The organism is Desulfomicrobium macestii, assembly GCF_014873765.1.
In the GTDB taxonomy this organism is placed as follows: Bacteria; Desulfobacterota; Desulfovibrionia; order Desulfovibrionales; family Desulfomicrobiaceae; genus Desulfomicrobium; species Desulfomicrobium macestii.
Map to the genome: position 1 here is coordinate 32,558 of NZ_JADBGG010000015.1, position 16,995 is coordinate 49,552.

24 protein-coding genes are annotated in these 16,995 nt (G+C 59.2%); 15 read left to right on the plus strand and 9 right to left on the minus strand.

The window, feature by feature from the left end:
- Positions 1-156: 156 nt before the first annotated feature.
- The 3 genes from H4684_RS10805 to H4684_RS10815 all read right to left on the minus strand — a co-directional run bounded on the left by H4684_RS10805 (position 157) and on the right by H4684_RS10815 (position 1,833).
- A complete protein-coding gene (locus H4684_RS10805) occupies positions 157-1,056 on the minus strand; it encodes an LOG family protein (RefSeq protein ID WP_092192051.1) in 900 nt (299 codons plus the stop codon).
- Positions 1,057-1,065: 9 nt separating this feature from the next.
- Positions 1,066-1,455 (minus strand): Rid family detoxifying hydrolase, encoded by a 390-nt coding sequence (locus H4684_RS10810; protein ID WP_092192053.1) that lies wholly within the window; start codon positions 1,453-1,455, stop codon positions 1,066-1,068.
- Positions 1,456-1,521: 66 nt separating this feature from the next.
- Entirely contained in the window at positions 1,522-1,833 is a 312-nt protein-coding gene (locus H4684_RS10815) for a carboxymuconolactone decarboxylase family protein (RefSeq protein ID WP_092192055.1), read from the minus strand.
- A 99-nt stretch (positions 1,834-1,932) separates the two neighbouring features.
- Between H4684_RS10815 and H4684_RS10820 the strand changes: the two genes are divergently transcribed.
- The 5 genes from H4684_RS10820 to H4684_RS10840 all read left to right on the plus strand — a co-directional run bounded on the left by H4684_RS10820 (position 1,933) and on the right by H4684_RS10840 (position 5,045).
- Complete coding sequence (locus H4684_RS10820) at positions 1,933-2,286, plus strand: NifB/NifX family molybdenum-iron cluster-binding protein (RefSeq protein WP_092192057.1); 354 nt, start codon at positions 1,933-1,935, stop codon at positions 2,284-2,286.
- A 164-nt stretch (positions 2,287-2,450) separates the two neighbouring features.
- A complete protein-coding gene (locus H4684_RS10825) occupies positions 2,451-2,921 on the plus strand; it encodes a YchJ family protein (RefSeq protein ID WP_192623739.1) in 471 nt (156 codons plus the stop codon).
- Between the two features lie 158 nt (positions 2,922-3,079).
- Positions 3,080-4,342 carry a DUF401 family protein gene (locus H4684_RS10830; protein ID WP_192623740.1) on the plus strand — a complete coding sequence of 421 codons (1,263 nt, stop codon included), beginning with the start codon at positions 3,080-3,082 and terminating at the stop codon, positions 4,340-4,342.
- Positions 4,343-4,440: 98 nt separating this feature from the next.
- Entirely contained in the window at positions 4,441-4,722 is a 282-nt protein-coding gene (locus H4684_RS10835; RefSeq protein WP_012805666.1) for a type II toxin-antitoxin system Phd/YefM family antitoxin, read from the plus strand.
- Positions 4,719-5,045, plus strand: a complete 327-nt coding sequence (locus H4684_RS10840) for a type II toxin-antitoxin system RelE/ParE family toxin (RefSeq protein ID WP_192623741.1) — start codon at positions 4,719-4,721, stop codon at positions 5,043-5,045. Before H4684_RS10835 ends, H4684_RS10840 begins: the two co-directional genes overlap by 4 nt.
- 38 nt (positions 5,046-5,083) lie before the next feature.
- On the opposite strand, the gene H4684_RS10845 is transcribed toward H4684_RS10840, so the two are convergent.
- Complete coding sequence (locus H4684_RS10845; RefSeq protein ID WP_092192065.1) at positions 5,084-5,533, minus strand: winged helix-turn-helix transcriptional regulator; 450 nt, start codon at positions 5,531-5,533, stop codon at positions 5,084-5,086.
- Positions 5,534-5,645: 112 nt separating this feature from the next.
- Between H4684_RS10845 and H4684_RS10850 the strand changes: the two genes are divergently transcribed.
- The 6 genes from H4684_RS10850 (at position 5,646) to H4684_RS10875 (ending at position 9,957) form a co-directional block, all read left to right on the plus strand.
- Positions 5,646-6,260: a flavodoxin family protein gene (locus tag H4684_RS10850; protein ID WP_092192067.1), complete on the plus strand. Its 615-nt coding sequence runs from the start codon at positions 5,646-5,648 to the stop codon at positions 6,258-6,260.
- Between the two features lie 163 nt (positions 6,261-6,423).
- A complete protein-coding gene (locus tag H4684_RS10855) occupies positions 6,424-7,239 on the plus strand; it encodes a nitroreductase family protein (protein ID WP_192623742.1) in 816 nt (271 codons plus the stop codon).
- 65 nt (positions 7,240-7,304) lie between these two features.
- On the plus strand, positions 7,305-8,171 hold the full coding sequence (locus tag H4684_RS10860) for a DMT family transporter (RefSeq protein ID WP_192623743.1): 867 nt from the start codon (positions 7,305-7,307) through the stop codon (positions 8,169-8,171).
- Positions 8,172-8,769: 598 nt separating this feature from the next.
- The gene (locus tag H4684_RS10865; RefSeq protein ID WP_192623744.1) at positions 8,770-9,147 is read left to right on the plus strand and encodes a CGGC domain-containing protein; all 378 of its coding nucleotides are present in this window, start codon (positions 8,770-8,772) and stop codon (positions 9,145-9,147) included.
- Positions 9,148-9,164: 17 nt separating this feature from the next.
- Complete coding sequence (locus H4684_RS10870) at positions 9,165-9,605, plus strand: iron-sulfur cluster assembly scaffold protein (protein ID WP_192623745.1); 441 nt, start codon at positions 9,165-9,167, stop codon at positions 9,603-9,605.
- 49 nt (positions 9,606-9,654) lie between these two features.
- Positions 9,655-9,957 carry a DUF5320 domain-containing protein gene (locus H4684_RS10875; protein WP_192623746.1) on the plus strand — a complete coding sequence of 101 codons (303 nt, stop codon included), beginning with the start codon at positions 9,655-9,657 and terminating at the stop codon, positions 9,955-9,957.
- Positions 9,958-10,041: 84 nt separating this feature from the next.
- On the opposite strand, the gene H4684_RS10880 is transcribed toward H4684_RS10875, so the two are convergent.
- Entirely contained in the window at positions 10,042-11,241 is a 1,200-nt protein-coding gene (locus H4684_RS10880; protein ID WP_192623747.1) for a methyltransferase domain-containing protein, read from the minus strand.
- A gap of 110 nt (positions 11,242-11,351) precedes the next feature.
- On the opposite strand from H4684_RS10880, the gene H4684_RS10885 reads away from it, so the two are divergent.
- Positions 11,352-11,633, plus strand: coding sequence for a type II toxin-antitoxin system RelE/ParE family toxin (locus H4684_RS10885; protein WP_192623748.1), 282 nt, complete (start codon positions 11,352-11,354; stop codon positions 11,631-11,633).
- A 14-nt stretch (positions 11,634-11,647) separates the two neighbouring features.
- On the plus strand, positions 11,648-11,950 hold the full coding sequence (locus H4684_RS10890; protein WP_208599836.1) for a HigA family addiction module antitoxin: 303 nt from the start codon (positions 11,648-11,650) through the stop codon (positions 11,948-11,950).
- 71 nt (positions 11,951-12,021) lie between these two features.
- Here the strand turns inward: H4684_RS10890 and H4684_RS10895 are convergent, their stop codons facing one another.
- Both H4684_RS10895 and H4684_RS10900 read right to left on the minus strand, forming a co-directional pair.
- A complete protein-coding gene (locus tag H4684_RS10895) occupies positions 12,022-12,216 on the minus strand; it encodes a ferredoxin (protein WP_092378234.1) in 195 nt (64 codons plus the stop codon).
- Positions 12,213-13,367 carry a pyridoxal phosphate-dependent aminotransferase gene (locus H4684_RS10900; protein ID WP_192623749.1) on the minus strand — a complete coding sequence of 385 codons (1,155 nt, stop codon included), beginning with the start codon at positions 13,365-13,367 and terminating at the stop codon, positions 12,213-12,215. Before H4684_RS10900 ends, H4684_RS10895 begins: the two co-directional genes overlap by 4 nt.
- Positions 13,368-13,648: 281 nt before the next feature.
- On the opposite strand from H4684_RS10900, the gene H4684_RS10905 reads away from it, so the two are divergent.
- Positions 13,649-14,959, plus strand: coding sequence for an ATP-binding protein (locus tag H4684_RS10905; RefSeq protein ID WP_192623750.1), 1,311 nt, complete (start codon positions 13,649-13,651; stop codon positions 14,957-14,959).
- Positions 14,960-15,030: 71 nt separating this feature from the next.
- Here the strand turns inward: H4684_RS10905 and H4684_RS20990 are convergent, their stop codons facing one another.
- Complete coding sequence (locus H4684_RS20990; protein ID WP_264080949.1) at positions 15,031-15,156, minus strand: hypothetical protein; 126 nt, start codon at positions 15,154-15,156, stop codon at positions 15,031-15,033.
- Between the two features lie 13 nt (positions 15,157-15,169).
- Positions 15,170-15,388: a type II toxin-antitoxin system RelE/ParE family toxin gene (locus H4684_RS10910; protein ID WP_225940377.1), complete on the minus strand. Its 219-nt coding sequence runs from the start codon at positions 15,386-15,388 to the stop codon at positions 15,170-15,172.
- 340 nt (positions 15,389-15,728) lie between these two features.
- Here H4684_RS10910 and ychF point away from each other — a divergent pair, with 340 nt between their 5' ends.
- Positions 15,729-16,829, plus strand: a complete 1,101-nt coding sequence (ychF, locus tag H4684_RS10915; RefSeq protein WP_192623751.1) for a redox-regulated ATPase YchF — start codon at positions 15,729-15,731, stop codon at positions 16,827-16,829.
- Positions 16,830-16,995 lie beyond the last annotated feature (166 nt).

Consider the following 16,995-nt stretch of genomic DNA (forward strand, 5'->3'; position numbering starts at 1 on the left):
CGCAGCGACGCAGCCATCGGGCCTTTTTCAAAGGTAGACGGTTCAAAAAGGTTCGAGGGCAAGAAGCAATAAAAAGCCGGGGCCGATGCGTATTCTTCAATACGTGAGGGTCCGGATTTTTCGCAGCGACGCAGCCATCGGGCCTTTTTCAACCGTCTAGGGTTTGCCGTCCGTGGTCAGGCCATTGCTGGCCTTGATGATATCCCAGGCCTCATCCGCCGTACTGACATACTGAAAGAGGTTCAGATCTTCGGGGTTGATGGTGCCTTCTTCGACCAGGGCCTCGAAGTTGATGACCTTGTGCCAGAAGCGGCGGCCGAAAAGCAGCACCGGGATGGGTTTGACCTTGCGGGTCTGGATCAGGGTCAGGGCCTCGAAGAGTTCGTCCATGGTGCCGAAGCCGCCGGGAAAGGCCACCAGGGCCTTGGCCCGCATGAGCAGGTGCATCTTGCGGATGGCGAAGTAGTGGAACTGAAAGCTCAGTTCCGGGGTGATGTAGGGGTTGGGCTCCTGCTCGAAGGGGAGCACGATGTTCATGCCGATGCTCTTGGCGCCGACGTCGTGCGCGCCCCGGTTGGCCGCGCCCATGATCCCGAAGCCGCCGCCGGTGATGACCACGTGCTTGTACTGCGCCACGTTCTCGGAAATGAGGCGCCCGAGCTTTCGCGCCTCCTCGTAGTAGCGGCTGTTGGCCACGGCCGTGCGGGCCTTGGCCAGTTCGCTGCGCAGCAGGACGTCCTCGGGGTTTTTCTTGAGCCCCTCCAGCACCTTTTCCAGACGGACGGCGGCCGTCTCCGCATCCATGGTACGGGCGCTGCCATAAATGACGACGGTGGATTCGATCTGCTGCTCCTGCAGGGTCAGCTCGGGCTTCAAGAGCTCCAGCTGCAGGCGCACGGGCCGAAGCTCTTCGCGCAGCAGAAAATCCTGATCCTGAAAGGCCAGGCGATAGGACGCGGACTGGCACTGGGGAGTGTCGACATGACGCTTGGCGGCCTGGGCGTCTTCATTGGCCGAGGGAAAAACACCGAAACGGCGGGTTCGCTTGTTGGTCATGAAAATTCCTTATTGGCGGGCAAGGGCCACGCACTTTACTTCAACAACTCCGCCCAGCGGCAGACCCGAGACCTGCACGGCGGCGCGGGCAGGCCGGTGTCCGGCCATGAATCCGTCGTAGATGCCGTTGAAGAGTTTGAAATTGGCAAGATCGGTCACGAACACGTCCACACTGACGATATCCGTCACGGCGCATCCGGCCTCGGCCAGGATGGCGCCCATGTTGGCCAGGGCCTGCCGGGCCTGGGCCTCGAAGTCCGCACCGGCAAACTGGCCGGTGGCCGGAACCAGCCCAAGCTGTCCGCTGACGTACAAAAAGCCCCCGGCGCGCACGGCCTGGGAATAAGGGCCGACGGCGGCCGGAGCCTTTTCCGTGGCGATGAAATCAAGTTTCTGCATACACCCTCCATAAAAAGAACGGCCCTCGCGGGCCGTTCCATCATACCGCATTGTGATTGAAAATCCCTAATCCAGAACCTTTTCAAGCCAATCCAGAGCCGCCGCGACCGTAGGAAATCCGATGGTGCTGGTCAAGAGAATGACGGCATGCCTGATTTCCTCGGGTGTGGCTCCGGCCTGAAGCGCCCGACGGCCATGGCTGCGCACCGCGCCTTCCGAGCGCAGGGCCGCTGAAGCGCCGAGCTGCACAAGGTGCATTTCCTTTTCGCTCAAAGGTCCGGCCCCCTGCGCTGCCTTGCCCAAGGCTTCGGCCGAGGCAATGAGATCCGGATACATTTCCTGTAATTTCTGGTAGTGTTTCGGCTTGCCAGTGCTCATGATTCATCTCCTTCGCGTAAGAGTGTGCCGGGTCCTTTGTTGACGCGGACATGATTCGATCATAGGGGCAACTGGACCTGAAAAACAAGGAGTTTTCCCATGAAAGTCGCCATACCCACTATCGGAACGCGCGTTGATGAGCATTTCGGCCATGCCCGCACCTTCACCATCCTCACTCTGGACGATTCCGGCCAAATCGTCGAAAATGAGTCCTTTCTTCCGCCTTCGGGCTGCGGATGCAAGTCCACCGTGGGCGTGACCATGCAGGCCAAGGGCGTGTCCGTCATGCTTGTGGGCAACATCGGCCAGGGCGCCATCAACAAGATGGCCGAACATGGCATAAAGGTGATCCGCGGCTGCGAAGGCGAAATCCTCGATGTGCTCAAAAGCTGGACCGACGGAGACATTGAGGACAAGAACATTCTCTGCAATCACGAAGGCTGCACGCACTAGCTGCCTGTTGAAAAACTCGAAATTCGCAGGCCGTTCAAAAATGGTGAGATGCAAGGATGCGAAAAAAGCCAGGGCGCGCAGTGTATAGCGCATACATAAGCGGTCTGGCTTTTTTCGCTGACGCAGCAGATCGCCGTTTTTCAACGGCCTGCTAGGAGATAATCATGGAATGCCCCTGCCACTCGGGACGTGAATTCGAAGAATGCTGCGGTCCGATCATTGCCGGCGAAGTCCCGGCGTCCAGCCCCGAAGCCTTGATGCGCTCGCGCTACACCGCCTTTTGCCGGGACGAGATGGACTATCTTCAGGGCTCCTTGGTCGAGGAGCACCGCTCGGAGTTCAATGCCGACGACGTGAGGCGCTGGAACAAGGAAACGGACTGGCTGAATCTGGAAATCCTGGAAACCGACACGGACGGGGACACGGGCATGGTCCTTTTCCGGGTGAGCTTTCGGCACAAGGGCGGCACGCAGAGCCTGACCGAGCGCAGCCGCTTTGTGCGCCGCGATGGGCGCTGGCACTACCTCGAAGGCGAATATGAGACCGAGACGGTCCGCCATGAAAGCCCCAAGGTCGGCCGTAACGACCCCTGCCTTTGCGGCAGCGGCAAGAAATTCAAGAAGTGCTGCGGCTAGCAGGCTGCTTAAAAACGGCGATCTGCTGCGTCAGCGAAAAAAACCAGACCGCTTATGTATGCGCATGACTGCGCGTCCTGTTTTTTTCGCTTCCTTGCATCTCACCATTTTTGAAACGCCTTCGAATTCTTGATTTTTTTACAGTCAGCTAGGACCCAATGACCGCAATTCTATCCATCGTCTTCGTCTTCGCCGTCATGCTGACGGGAATCCGCCTCAAACTGGGCCTTGGCCTCTCCATCCTGGCGGGCAGCCTCGTGCTGGCGCTGCTCTTCGGCCTCTCGCCCCTGGCCTGGCTTGGGGCCATTCCGGATGCGCTGCTGACCGAAGAGACCTTTGTGCTCTGTGCCATCATCGCCGTCATTCTGGCCTTCAGCGCCCTGTATTCTGCTTCCGGCCAATCGGAGCGGTTCATGCGCGCCATCCGCGCCCAAATCCGCTCCCGCTCGCTGCTGCTGGTCTTTTTTCCGGCGCTGATCGGCCTCTTGCCCATGCCCGGCGGGGCCATCTTTTCCGCGCCCATGGTCGAAAAGGCGGCCTCGGAGCTGGCCATTCCCCAAAGGGACCAGGCCCTCATCAACTACTGGTTCCGGCACATCTGGGAGCTGGCCTGGCCCCTGTATCCGGGCCTGATCCTGGCCTCCTCCCTGGCGCACATCCCGGTGACAGGGATCGTCGCGCTGTTGTGGGCAGGCCCTCTGGTGGCCATCGGTTTGGGCTGGCTCCTGATCCTGCGCCCGGCCCTGAAGAACGCGCCCCGTCTGCCGGCCATCGCGGCCAAGTCCCGCAATGGCCGGGACTGGCTCGGGGGCCTGCCGCTCTTCACGGCCATAGTCGGATCCATCGGCGGCGAATGGCTTTGCGCCGTGCTCTGGCCGGGCAGACCCATGGAATACGGGGTCATCGCGGCCCTGATCCTGGCCTCCGGGGTCAGCCTGTTCATGGCCCAGGCCAAATGGACGGCGGTGCTACGGGAGGCGGGCAAGGACAACACCCTGGCTCTTCTGGCCGTGGTCGGCGCCATCTTCATCTTCAAGGAAATCCTGCACCAGGGCCACGTCGTCGATGTCCTGGCGCAGACCCTCGGCGGAGGCGGCGCGATCTACGTCATGGCCATCGTCCTGCCCTTTCTGGTGGGCTTTGTGGCCGGTCTGACCGTCGCCTTTGTGGGCGCGACCTTCCCGCTGCTCTTCGGACTCGCCCATTCCTCAGGCCAGCCCCATCTCATCCCGGTGATCCTGAGCCTTGGGATGTACGCCGGATACGCGGGCATCATGTCCTCGCCCATGCACATCTGCTACCTGATGACCTGCAACTACTTCCATCAGGATCCGGGCAAGCTCCTGCCGCGCATCCTCGTGCCCGGCCTGCTGCTCATTCCGGCGGGCGTGGTCGTGACCTTCCTCATGGTTCCGCGCTAGCGAGAGCCCCAAACTTCTGGAGCGTCCGAAATACGAAGGCGCCACGTCTTGACTTCCGGTCCGAATATGGCACTCTTTACAGACCGGAGGAAACCAGCATGAACATCACCAGCGACATCAAGCCCGTGACCTATCTGAAGTCTCGGGCGGCCGAGCTTCTCAATCAGATCAATGAGACGCATCGACCCGTGATCATAACCCAAAATGGCGAACCGCGAGCCGTATTGCAGGACCCGAAGAGTTACGAGAACATGCGCAACGCCATCGGCCTGCTCAAACTCATCTCAGCCGGTGAAACCGACGTCAGGGAAGGACGCGTGGTGGGGCACGACGATGTTTTCGACACGCTTGAAGACGACTTGAAGGCAGCCATGAAATGAACAAGACGCATCACGTCGTCTGGGCCGCCGTGGCCCGCAACGATCTCAAGCAGATCATCGACCATATCGCCCAGGGCAGCCCAGACGATGCGCTGCACATTCTTCACAAGATCAGACAGCGGGCAGCGGAACTTAAAGCCATGCCGGATCAAGGCAGGATCGTTCCGGAATTGAAAGAACAGGGCATACAGACGTACCGCGAACTCATCGTCGCCCCGTGGAGAATCGTCTACAGGGTCTCGGACACAACGGTTTTTATTTTGTCAGTCATCGATTCGAGGCGTAATGTCGAAGACATTCTGCTCGACAGGCTCATCAAATAGCACAGCACGACACCAGCTTGTCCTGAGCGCTCCGCCCCTCAAGCACTGCCCGTGCAAACTGCCTGTGCGCACTCCCCCGCCGCCATATCCGGCCGTTCGTACCCTTCCTCCTGAAAAATCACGTCCGCACCCAGAAACTTCTCATAATCCACGCCCCAGGCCCGCATCTGCAGGAGCAGCGGGATGAGGCTTCGGCCCATTTCCGTCAGGGAATACTCGACGCGGGGCGGCACCTCCCGGAAGACCTCACGGTGCACCAGCCCGTCGGACTCCAGTTCGCGCAGTTGCCGGGTCAGCATGCGCTCGGTCACATCGGGCATGCCCCGCCTGAGGACCCCGAAGCGCACTGCGTCGGTCAGCGACAGATGATAAAGTATGATGGGCTTCCATTTTCCTCCGATTACCGCCAAGGTAAGCTCAAAATAGCAGCGGTAGCGCTTGCCGGAGATTTCCTTGACCTTGCAGGGCCGAACTTCGGTTTCATCCATTACTATACTCCGTGTGTGTACCGCACATTATAGACAGTACTTTTCTTAATTGCCGACATGTGCTCTATCCGTGTCCGGAACACGCAGTCAATCCCAACCAAGGAGAAAAAATATGTACGCAATCGCAGTCAACGGCAGTCCGCGCAAGGGCGGCAACACGGAAATCCTCTTGAACAGGGTCCTGGAACCCCTCACGGCCGCCGGGTGGGAAACCGAGCTGGTCCAGGTCGGAGGCCAAAACATCCGGGGCTGTCAGGCCTGTTACAAATGTTTTGCGCGTCAGGACGGACAGTGCGCCATGAAAAAGGACGTCTTCAACGAGATCATGGAGAAACTCCTGCGCGCCGACGCCCTGATCTTCGGCTCCCCCACCTACTTCACCGACGTCTCGGCCGAGATGAAGGCCCTCCTGGACCGCGCGGGCCTTGTCGCCCTGGCCAACGGCCGGGCCTTCAAGGGCAAGATCGGTGCGGCCGTGGTGGCCGTGCGACGCGGCGGGGCGACCCACGTTTACGACACCATCAACCACATGTTCCTCATGAACCAGATGCTCATCCCCGGTTCCGTGTACTGGAACATGGGCTACGGCCGGGACAAGGGCGAGGTCGAGGGTGACGCCGAAGGGCTTGGCAACATGAAGAATCTGGGGCAGACCATCGCCTGGCTGGGCGGAGCGATAAAGCCGCATCTGGACAGCTTCCCGGCTCTTGAAACCGTGAGCGAATAGCTGACTGTTGAAAATTCAAAATTCGCAGGCCGTTCAAAAATGGTGAGATGCAAGGAAGCGGAAAAAGCCAGGACGCGCAGTCATGCGCATACATAAGCGGTCTGGCTTTTTCCGCTGACGCAGCAGATCGCCGTTTTGGGGCGGCCTGATAAGAGGGACACCGATGATCGACTTTCAGATCGACAAGGACAAATGCATCCAGTGCGGCGAATGCGCGGCCGACTGCCCGGCCGGCATCATCGCCATGAATGACTTCCCCGAGATCACCGACGAGGGGCGCTGCTACCGCTGCCAGCACTGCTACTCCGTCTGCCCGACGGGGGCCGTGTCCATCCTGGGGCTTACGGCCGATGACGCGGAGCCGAAAAAGAACCCGCCGTCGCCGGAGCAGATGGCCAGCCTCGTCACATGGCGGCGCTCCATTCGGCGTTACAAGGACGAAAACCTCTCGCCGGCGCTGATCGACGAACTCATCAATACCACCAGCCACGCGCCGACGGGGGTCAACGCCCAGGGCGTCGTCTTCACCGTGGTCCGGGACAAGGCCTTCATAGACCGGCTGCGCCGCGAGACGCTGGACCGCCTCGGAGCGCTGGTCGACGCCGGGAAGCTGCCGGAAGGGATCATCTCCCAGTACCTGGGCTTCGCCGTCAACGCATGGCGGACGAACGGCCGGGACGCCATATTCCGGGGAGCCCCGCACATGCTGCTGACGAGCACCCCTCCCGGCGTGCCCTGCCCGGTGCAGGACGCGCACATCGCCCTAGCCACCTTCGAACTCCTGGCCAGCGCCCACGGGCTTGGCACCCTGTGGGACGGCATGTTCATGATGGCCCTGGCCGTCTGCCCGGAGCTGAAGGAAACGCTGCGCATCCCGACCGATCACACCATCGGCTACGCGATGCTCTTCGGCAGGCCCGAAGTCCAGTACCACCGCCCCGTCAAACGGGGACCGGCCAAAGTCAACATCCTCGAATAGTAAAAGGACCGGAGCTCATGCCTGTGCTCCGGTCCTTTCCTTTTGCGCAACGGAGAAATTTCCCTTTGGACACCACCGGCATCACCCTGGCCATCCTCTCGGCCCTGTTCATGGGCACCATCGGCGTCTTCTCCAGAATCACCGGCCTGCCCGCCGAAACCATCACCTTTTTTCGCCTCCTGCTTGGAGCCGGATTCCTGGCCATTTTCCTCCTGGCCACCCGTCAGGCCGGGACGCTCAGGCGCTGGCCAACCTGGCCAGTGATCGTCAACGGCGCGCTTTTGGCCGGTTTCATCATTTTCTACGTACAGGCCATGAACCTGACCTCCATGGCCAACGCCATCATGCTCGTCTATCTGGCCCCGGTAGCGGCTTCGATCTTCGCGCATTGTTTCATGAGGGAGCGGCTCAATCTCGCGGGCTGGATTCTCATCGGCCTGGCCATGCTCGGCTTCGCGGCCATGATGGAATTCAGGCTCGATTTCGCGGACGGCTCGAACCATGCGGCGGGCCTGGGCCTGGCAGCGCTGGCCATGCTCTGCTACGCGAGTTTCATCCTCATGAACCGCCGCATCCGGCCCCACGTCCCGGTCATGACCCGCGCCTTTTATCAACTCCTGATCGGGGCCCTGGTCATGCTGCCCTTCTTCCTGCACTCCCGGCCCGAAATCACCCCCGTGAACGGACTCTGGCTCCTGACCACAGGCCTGATCCCGGGCTTTCTGGCCATCACCTTCGCCGTGGCGGCCCTGAGCCGCCTGCCCGCCGCAACCTTCGGCACCCTCGCCTATTTCGAACCCCTGGCCGTGGTCTTCTTCGGCTGGTCCCTGTTCGGAGAAAACCTGTCCGGCCTGCAACTGACAGGCTGCGCCACAATCATGGCCAGCGGCTGCGCCAAGGCCTTGCTTGCATCCCGCACAGCATCGGCCTGACCACTCCCACACTTCCACTGCACGTCACGCAGACAAAACGCCCAGAGTTTGTCGGCAAGGCATACCTAGTCAGCCCTGAAAAAAATTACAATGTGCTGAAATTAATTGAAATTTAATGGGGGAGACGAGCGTCAGATCTTGAATCTTGAATTGCTGGAAGGAAAAGAGGCCAAGCCTCGCTTTGACTCACAAACCTTTCTCTTGTGCCCCTTGTTATAGCTCCGCTCCTTCAACGCTCCGCTTTCCCCCTTGATGACCGACCAGCCAGCAACGACTGGCTTTTCTTCTGCCCGACCGACCTACGCAGCCCATGATGACCTGCCCACTCTCCCATCCTGCTTCAGACCGCGAAACAGAGTTGCCTTTGCGCTACTCCATGTTCTTGTCTGGGTTGCGGGCATGCCTCGCTGAGCTGTTAGCCAACTTCCCGATACAATCAATTTCCCAAATACTTTCAGGCAGTCAGACCTTTTATTACCAAGCCACCCAATACATGGCACCACTGTTGCTTTGCTGGCAACAAAGAGGCGCGGCCCGAAAAAGACCCTTTCTACGCGAACGCACCTGGCAACGCCAACAACCATGAAGTGGAGTATCCATGTCCAAAATAGGCATCATCCGTTGCGAAAAAAATGAAACCAAATGTCCTCTGACCTCCTGTTTCAAGGCGCTCTCCTCCGCTGCGGAAGGCTTTGCGGGCTGCGAGGAGCCGGAAATTGCGGGCGTTTTCACCTGTCGATGTCCGGGAGAAAACGTGGCAGACATGGCCAGGATACTCAAAAGCAAGGGCGCTGAACGCGTCCACTTCTGCACCTGCCTGTTCTCGCGCAAGGAGAAGGATGGCTGGGCGCTGGGAGACGGCTTTTGCGAGGATGTGGACCGGCTCGTCCGCCAGGCCGCCGATGCGGCTGGAATCCCCTGCGTCAAGGGCACTGCGCACCTGCCGCATGGATATGTTCCGGAAGTGATCGAATAAACACAGAAGGGGTTTTCATGGGCGACGATCTGGACCGCATCATTGAGGCCATGCAAAACACGATAAACGAAGACACGCGCGCGGCCTGGGGCGAGGAAGCCTACGAGCGCTGGGTCAACCCGCCCAACATGGGACCCATGCCCGACGCCGACGGCACGGCGGAACTCAAGGGGACCTGCGGGGACAGCATGGCCATCTCGCTCAAATTCGACGGGGACCGGGTCTGCGCGGCATCCTTTGAAACGGACGGCTGCGGCCCAAGCGTGGTCTGCGGCTCCCTAGCGGCGGAGATGGCCGTGGGCAAGACGGCCGAAGAGCTTTTCGACATCACGGGCGAAATGGTCCTGGCCCGGGCCGGACAGATCCCGGAAGACCATCATCACTGCGCTTTTCTGGCCGTCTCCACGCTGCACGAGGCGTTGAACAGATACATGCGTCTGGCCCTTGAGAAACAGTGACGGAAAATTTTCATACAACTGCTCCCGCGAAAGGCGGGAAGGAGGTATTATGCCAGCTGGTAACGGAACAGGACCCATGGGCATGGGCTCCATGACAGGACGCGGCGCCGGATATTGCTCCGGTTCCGGGACGCCGGGTTACGCGAACGGCGGAGGATTCGGCGGCGGTGGATTCGGGTTTGGCGGCGGCAGGGGCCGCGGACGTCGCTTTTTCGCGGCAGGGCCGCAGGGACGCTTCGCACGGCAGGAAGCCTTTGATCCGGCCACCGAACAACAGGCGCTGAAAGATCAGGTCAAAGCCCTGCAGGCGCAACTGGAAGCCATTCAGCAACGTCTGGCGGAAATGAAATAGCCGGATAATCGGCACACAAAAATGAATGGCCGCTCCCTTCGGGGTCGCGGCCATTCATTTTTGATCACTGGTCCCAAGCGGCCGTCACTGCTTCACGGCCCACACCGCATGCACGGGGTCGGAATGCTGGATCATGGGATAATAGCGATCCCGGGCGTCCATGGGCCGGGGCCAGCCACGATCCGAGAGGGTCGACACGTCCTTGAATCCGCCACCGAGACGAAAATACTCCGAGACCAGGGAGACGCGCTCGAACTCATGCAGCTCGGTCCAGATGCGCACGGCCTGGTCCGGAAACCAGCGATGCGAAAAGACCACGACGCACAGCCCGCCCGGCTCCAGCACCCTGGCGATCTCGGCGAAAACCTCCAGGGGCCTCGTCAGGTATTCCACGGACAGGCTGCAGATCACGGCGTCAAAAGCGCCATCCGCGAACGGGAGCACCGAGTCGGCATTGAGGTCATGAACCACGTGGGACGACAGGGCCGGATTTTCGTTCATCTCCTCCCCGTTCATGCCCAGGCCAGTGGCCGTGACACCGCCGGGCAGGTGCGTCTGCCATCCGGCCATGAGATCAAGAATCCCCTCCCGGCCGGGCAAAAGACGCGAGTACACCTTGGCAATGTTCTCGCGCGCCTGACTGTCCACGTGCGCGACCTTGCGCGGCGTGGCGTAAAATTCCTCGTCGCCAGTACCGAGCGGCTTTTCCAGGGGCGCACCGAGGCCGAAATCCGTCCCCCTGTCCGTCCTGCGCTTGAGTCCCGGCCCGTCGGTCAGGGCGCAAAGCCAGTCCTTGCACTGCCCGCCAAACTCCGCCTGCTTGGGCCACACCGCAAGAGGCGTGATCTCAAGCCGCGCCTCCACATCGGCCAGAGGATGATTGAGATCGACGGTCAGCGTGTCCGCGCCGGTGTTGATGACACGAAAGGGCTGGATGTTCTGCGGGTAGATGCCGGGCAGTCCGCGCAGCACGCCCTGAGGGTAAAAGCGACCCTGCAGCGGCTCGATGGCGGTATCGCCGACGGGGGCCTTGAACGCCTTGCGGGGCACGGTCATGACCTTCCTCATGTCCCGCACCGGCACATGCACGCCGGGCTGAAGATCGACAAGACGTGATTCCCCCACCGTCATTCCCAGAATTTCCTTCTCGAGCCCTGCGGGAAAAACATCCCGCCACAGGTTCACGTTCTGGGCGTAAAAACTGTCCTCATGGACAACTCCATGCTCCTCCCAGTGCAGACGGAACTGGATGTTGGCCAGGGTATCGGTCGAAATGGCGGTCATGGCTGCCTCCGGTTGTATTCGCAAATAAATGACAAAATTTATCAATAAGAAACCTGGCCCGGCAGTCAAGCGGAGTTGCCAATATGAACGCCAGGCGTTATCAGTGACTCATGATCGTCTCATTTGCCTGCAAGGAAACCGATAAACTCTTCCGCGAGCGAACATCGCGAAAAATCCCACCGGACATTCACCGGGTCTCCTTGCGCAAACTGCTGCAACTGCATGCGGCGGTCGACCTGAACTTTCTCCGCGTGCCCCCGGGCAATCGGCTCGAAAGCCTGTCGGGGGACCGGGCCGGACAACACAGCATACGCATCAACGATCAATGGCGCATCTGTTTCACATGGCGTGACGGCAATGTGCACGATGTGGAAATCGTGGATTATCATTAATGGAGCAAAGCACCATGAAAAACCTGATTCCTGGCCCCATTCATCCCGGGGAAATCCTGCTGGAGGATTTCATGAAACCCATGGCCATCACCCAATATGCCCTGGCCAAGGCCATCAGCGTTCCTCCTCGCCGCATCAATGAGATCGTGCACGGGAAAAGAGCCATCAGCGCGGACACGGCTCTCCGGCTCGGTCGCTATTTTGGAGTTGATCCGCAGTCGTGGATGAACCTGCAATCACACTATGAGCTTGAAGTCGCGGCGCAAAATCTTGGAGAAAAACTGGAACGCGAAGTCAACCCGCGAAGCGCCGCCTGAACGCGACATGCCTGAAAAAAATGAGGGCGCCCCGAACGGAGCGCCCTTTTTCACTTCTTTCCCAATGCCATCTATTCAATGATCTCGATGCAGTCGTCCGGACAGTAGGACACGACCTTGCGGGCCAGGTCCTCTTCGCAGGGGTTTTGCAGAATCACGGCCACGTGGGCGTCCTCGTCGTAGGCGAAAATCTCCGGCGCCAGCTCCACGCAGGCCAGGCATCCGGAACAGCAGGGCCCGTTCAGGGCCACTTCGACCATGTTCATTTCAGGCCTCCCAGATATGTTTCAAGACGGCGCATGCCCTCTTCGATGTTCTCGATGGAGTTGGCGTAGGAAAAGCGGATGTAGCCCTCGCCGCCGGGTCCGAAGTCCACGCCCGGGGCCACGCCCACACCGGCCCTCTCCAGCAGGTCGAAGGTGAACTGCATGGAATCGTTCGTGAATTTTTTGGCGTTGGCGAACACGTAAAACGCGCCCGTGGGCTCGACCCGAATGCCGAAGCCAAGTTCGCGCAGTCTGGCGATCATGTACGTGCGGCGCTGGTCGTAGATGGCCTTCATGCGTTCCACGTCCGGGCCGGCCTGGGTCAGGGCGGCCACGCCCGCCCACTGGGCGATGGAACTGGTGCACAGGAAGAAGTTCTGCTGCATGGTCTGCAGGCGCTTCATGTAGCCCTTGGGGGCGATGACGTACCCGAGCCTCCAGCCGGTCATGGCGTAGAGCTTGGAAAAGCCGTTGAACACGAAGCAGTTGTCCGTGAATTCAAGGGCGGTGTGCTCCTGGCCCTCATAGACAAGCCCGTGGTAAATCTCGTCGGAAAAAAGCGGCACGCCGAGCTCGGCCAGGCCGCAATACACCTCGGGGCTGACCAGGGTCCCGGTCGGGTTGGACGGGGAGTTGACCAGGATGCCGCGCACGTCGTCGTTCATGCGGGCCTTGACCTGATCGACGCGGAACTGGAACCCGTCCTCCTCGCGCACGGGCACGAAATCGGCCACCGCGCCAGTGAAGCGGATGAAATTGGGATAGCAGGCATAGCTCGGGTCCGAGAGCAGGACCCGGTCGCCGGGCTGCAGCAGGAGTGAAAAGGCCAGCAGCATGGACGGCGAGGTGCCCGAGGTGACAAGCACCTGGTCGGGATGGACCTCGACGCCGTATTTGGCATGGTAGTTGGCGCAGATGGCCTCGCGCAGCTCGATGATGCCCAGGGAATGGGTATATTGGCAGCGGCCGTCGCGGATGGCCTTGCAGGCGGCGTCCTTGACGCACTCGGGCGTGTCGAAGTCGGGTTCGCCGATCTGCAGGTGCACGATGTCCCGGCCCTCTTTCTCCAGCGCGCAGGCCCGTTCCAGCACATCCATGACCTTGAAGGAGCTCAGGTCCTGACAGCATGGGTTGATGCGGCATTCGTTCATAAGTTTCCCCCCTCGCGATTCGTGATACGGGCGGCTTATACTCCTTCGCGGCAAAGCTCAAATCCTTCGGAAACGCGGATCATGGACAACGAATCCAGGTCACAGAAACAAATCCAATCAAGTTTGTTGTTTAATAATGCCGCTCAATAATTCGAGATTCAAGAAAACAGGCGAAGAACTTCTCAAACCGAAAATTTCCCTTGCCGGTTAAAGCACAAACTGGATATATATTTTTCCAGTTTAGCATCGATCCAGTCATAAAAAATACCGGAAACAGAACAATGATTGAAACTATTAAAGAAATAATCCTGGATTTTCAGCAGAGTAAACTTAAAACAGGCATTCCAAGACGCACAGCGATCAGGCCGGTACTAGGCAAAGCAACCGTGTGCATCGGAGTCAGGCGTTGTGGCAAGTCCACCTATATGCTGCAACTCATGCAGAAGTTGCTCGATTCCGGAATCAGGAGTGAAAACATCCTCTGTCTGAACTTTTTCGACGATCGTCTGCACGCCCTGCGGCACGACAGCCTCGGCGTCATTCTCGAAGCCTATTTCTCCATCTATCCGGAAAAGAAAAACAAGGAGAAAATCTACTTTTTTTTCGATGAGATACAAGTCATCCCGGGATGGGAACCGTTTGTTGACCGCCTGCTGCGCACGGAAGAATGCGAGGTGTACATCACCGGATCTTCCGCCCAGATGCTCTCCAAGGAAATCGCCACCCAGATGCGCGGCCGCGCCCTCTCCTGGGAAATGTTCCCGTTCTCGTTCAAAGAGTTCCTCGATTTCAAGGGCATCGACAGTGACGAAGCCCTTTCCACCAAGAAGCGCCTGATGGTCCAGAAAGCCTTCGAGGAATACCGTGAGACAGGGGGATTTCCGGAAGTGGCCGGACTGGAACGCATGCTCCGAATCAAGACTCATCAGGAATATTGGAGCGCCATGCTTTTTCGCGACCTGATCGAGCGCCACGGCATCGCACATCCCAAGGCTTTGACGGACCTGGCCCATTGGCTGGTGGACAACACTGCGTCACTTTACTCCATCAACAGTCTGACGGGTTACCTCAAAACGCTGGGGCACAAGGCGCCCAAATCCGCAGTATCTGATTATCTGACATGGTTCGAAGACGCCTATATCCTCTTTACGGTGCGCATCTTCGATGCCTCACTGGCCCGCTCAAACACCAACCCAAAAAAAATCTACTGCATTGACCATGCGTTGGTGACCTCGGTCAGTTCAGGCATTCTGGTCAATTCGGGGCATCTTCTGGAAAATTTGGTCTTCACCGCACTGAGAAGGATTTCTCCAGACATCTTCTACTATAAGACCAAAACGGGTAAGGAACTGGATTTCATCGCAAAGCTCAGGGACGGCTCCCGCATGCTGATCCAGGTCTGTGAATCCATGGCCGATCCGCAGACCAAAAAAAGGGAGGTCACAGCCCTCGCCGAAGCCATGGCCGAATTGAAACTGTCGACGGGAACGATCGTCACTCGAGGAGAAAGCGAAAAGATTTCCCTTGGAGGCGGCACGATAGAAGTGGTGCCGGCATGGCGATTTATGCTCAGTTTTACGGAAAACTTCTAACCAACGTCCCATTGTCATGGAGTTCTTTGAAAAAGCTGGGGAAGCTTGAGCAAATCCCAAAAAAATTCCCGTCAGGCGACACGCAGCGGCTTGATGTTGCGTATGTCATCCGCAAGTGCCAGCTTCGCCTGATGAAGATCGACAGCCCGCTGCAGGTTCAACCAGAAATCAGCCGAGCTGTCATTGGGAATGCTCATGTGTCACACCTCCTTAGTTATAGTCGCAGATTTCGACATCAAAGGCGTCACCATCGGCAAACCGGAAGCAGATGCGCCACTGATCGTTGACCGAGATCGAATGTTGCCCGCTTCGATCACCTTCAAGCAGATGCAACCGGTTTCCGGAAGAAACGCACAGGTCTTCGATCTGACATGCGGCATCGATGGCGGAAAGCTTGCGCAATGCGCTCCTGGCGATGTCGGAAGGCAGCCGTCCCGCCTATCCGGTCACCCGGAACTGCTCGGTCTGCTTGTCCGCGAACGACTTGATCGTGCGGAACCATGCAATGCGTAACGTGACAAAAATCAACATGAGCACCAAACCAAGGTGCAAAATGATCCCAAGGCGCGCCTTGCGTCCCGTCGCCTATCATATTATGGCTTCGCCACCTCGCACCCGGCCGCTGGGCGCTTGAGCAAATCACAACCATTCCATTTACATTTCCCGACAACGTTCGCGCACGCATGCAAAACGACGAGTTCCGCTTGTCAGCGCCGCTGCCGGCGCGGTGTGTCAAGAGCGGCAACGGGAATGAAATGAAGGAGATATCATGGGACTGAGCATAGGCATCGTGGGCCTGCCCAACGTGGGCAAATCCACCCTCTTCAACGCGCTGACCAAGGCTCAAAACGCCGAAAGCGCCAACTACCCCTTCTGCACAATTGAGCCCAACAAGGCCGTGGTTCCGGTGCCGGACCCGCGTCTGGCCAAGCTGCTGGAACTGGTGGGTTCCCAGAAGATCATCCAGGCCACGGTGGATTTCATCGACATCGCCGGGCTGGTCAAGGGCGCGAGCCAGGGTGAAGGCCTTGGCAACCAGTTTCTGGCCAACATCCGCGAATGCGACGCCATCCTGCACGTGGTGCGCTGCTTCGAAAATGACGACGTCATCCACGTGGACGGGTCCGTGGACCCCATCCGCGACATCGAGGTCATCGACACGGAGCTGATCCTGGCCGACCTGCAGGCCGTGGAGCGCAAGGCCGAACGCCTGTCCAAGCAGATCAGGGCCGACAAGCGCCTCGCTCCGCAGCTGGACCTTCTGCAGAGGCTCACGGCCCACCTGAACACGGGCAAGCCCGCCTCGGAAATGGAAGAGCTCAGGAGCGACCTGGGCGCGGAACTGCGCAAGGACCTGCTGCTGATCACCTTCAAGCCGGTCATCTTCGGTATGAACGTGGATGAGGCCGCCCTGGCCGAAGACAACCATTTCGTGACCAAGGTCCGGGAACTGGCCGCGGCTCGCGGTGCCTGTGCCGTGAAGATTTCGGCCCGCATCGAGGAAGAACTGGTCGGCCTGACTCCCGAGGAAGCGCAGGAATTCCTGGCCTCGTACGGAGTCAGCGAGTCGGGCCTGGATCTGGTCATTCGCACGGGCTACGAAATGCTCGGACTGTGCTCCTACTTCACGGCCGGCCCCAAGGAAGTGCGCGCCTGGACCATCCACCAGGGCTGCAAGGCTCCCCAGGGCGCAGGCGTGATCCACACGGACTTCGAGCGCGGCTTCATTCGGGCCGAGGTCATCGCCTATGACGACTACGTCAAGCACGGCTCCGAGGCCAAATGCCGCGCCGCCGGAGTGCTGCGGGTCGAAGGCAAGGAATACGTCCTCAAAGACGGCGACGTGGTGCATTTTCTCTTCAACGTCTAGAAGATCGCCCAAAACCCGTTCCGGCCAGACGCAAGCCGATCTTGCAGGGTGAAATGCAGCCTTCTGCCCGATCCCTGCAAAAAAATTGGCGGGCAACGCAGTCCGGACCGGGTTTTGACCGGCCTCAAATTCCTTTTTTCAAGAATATTTCCAGCAACATGAATTC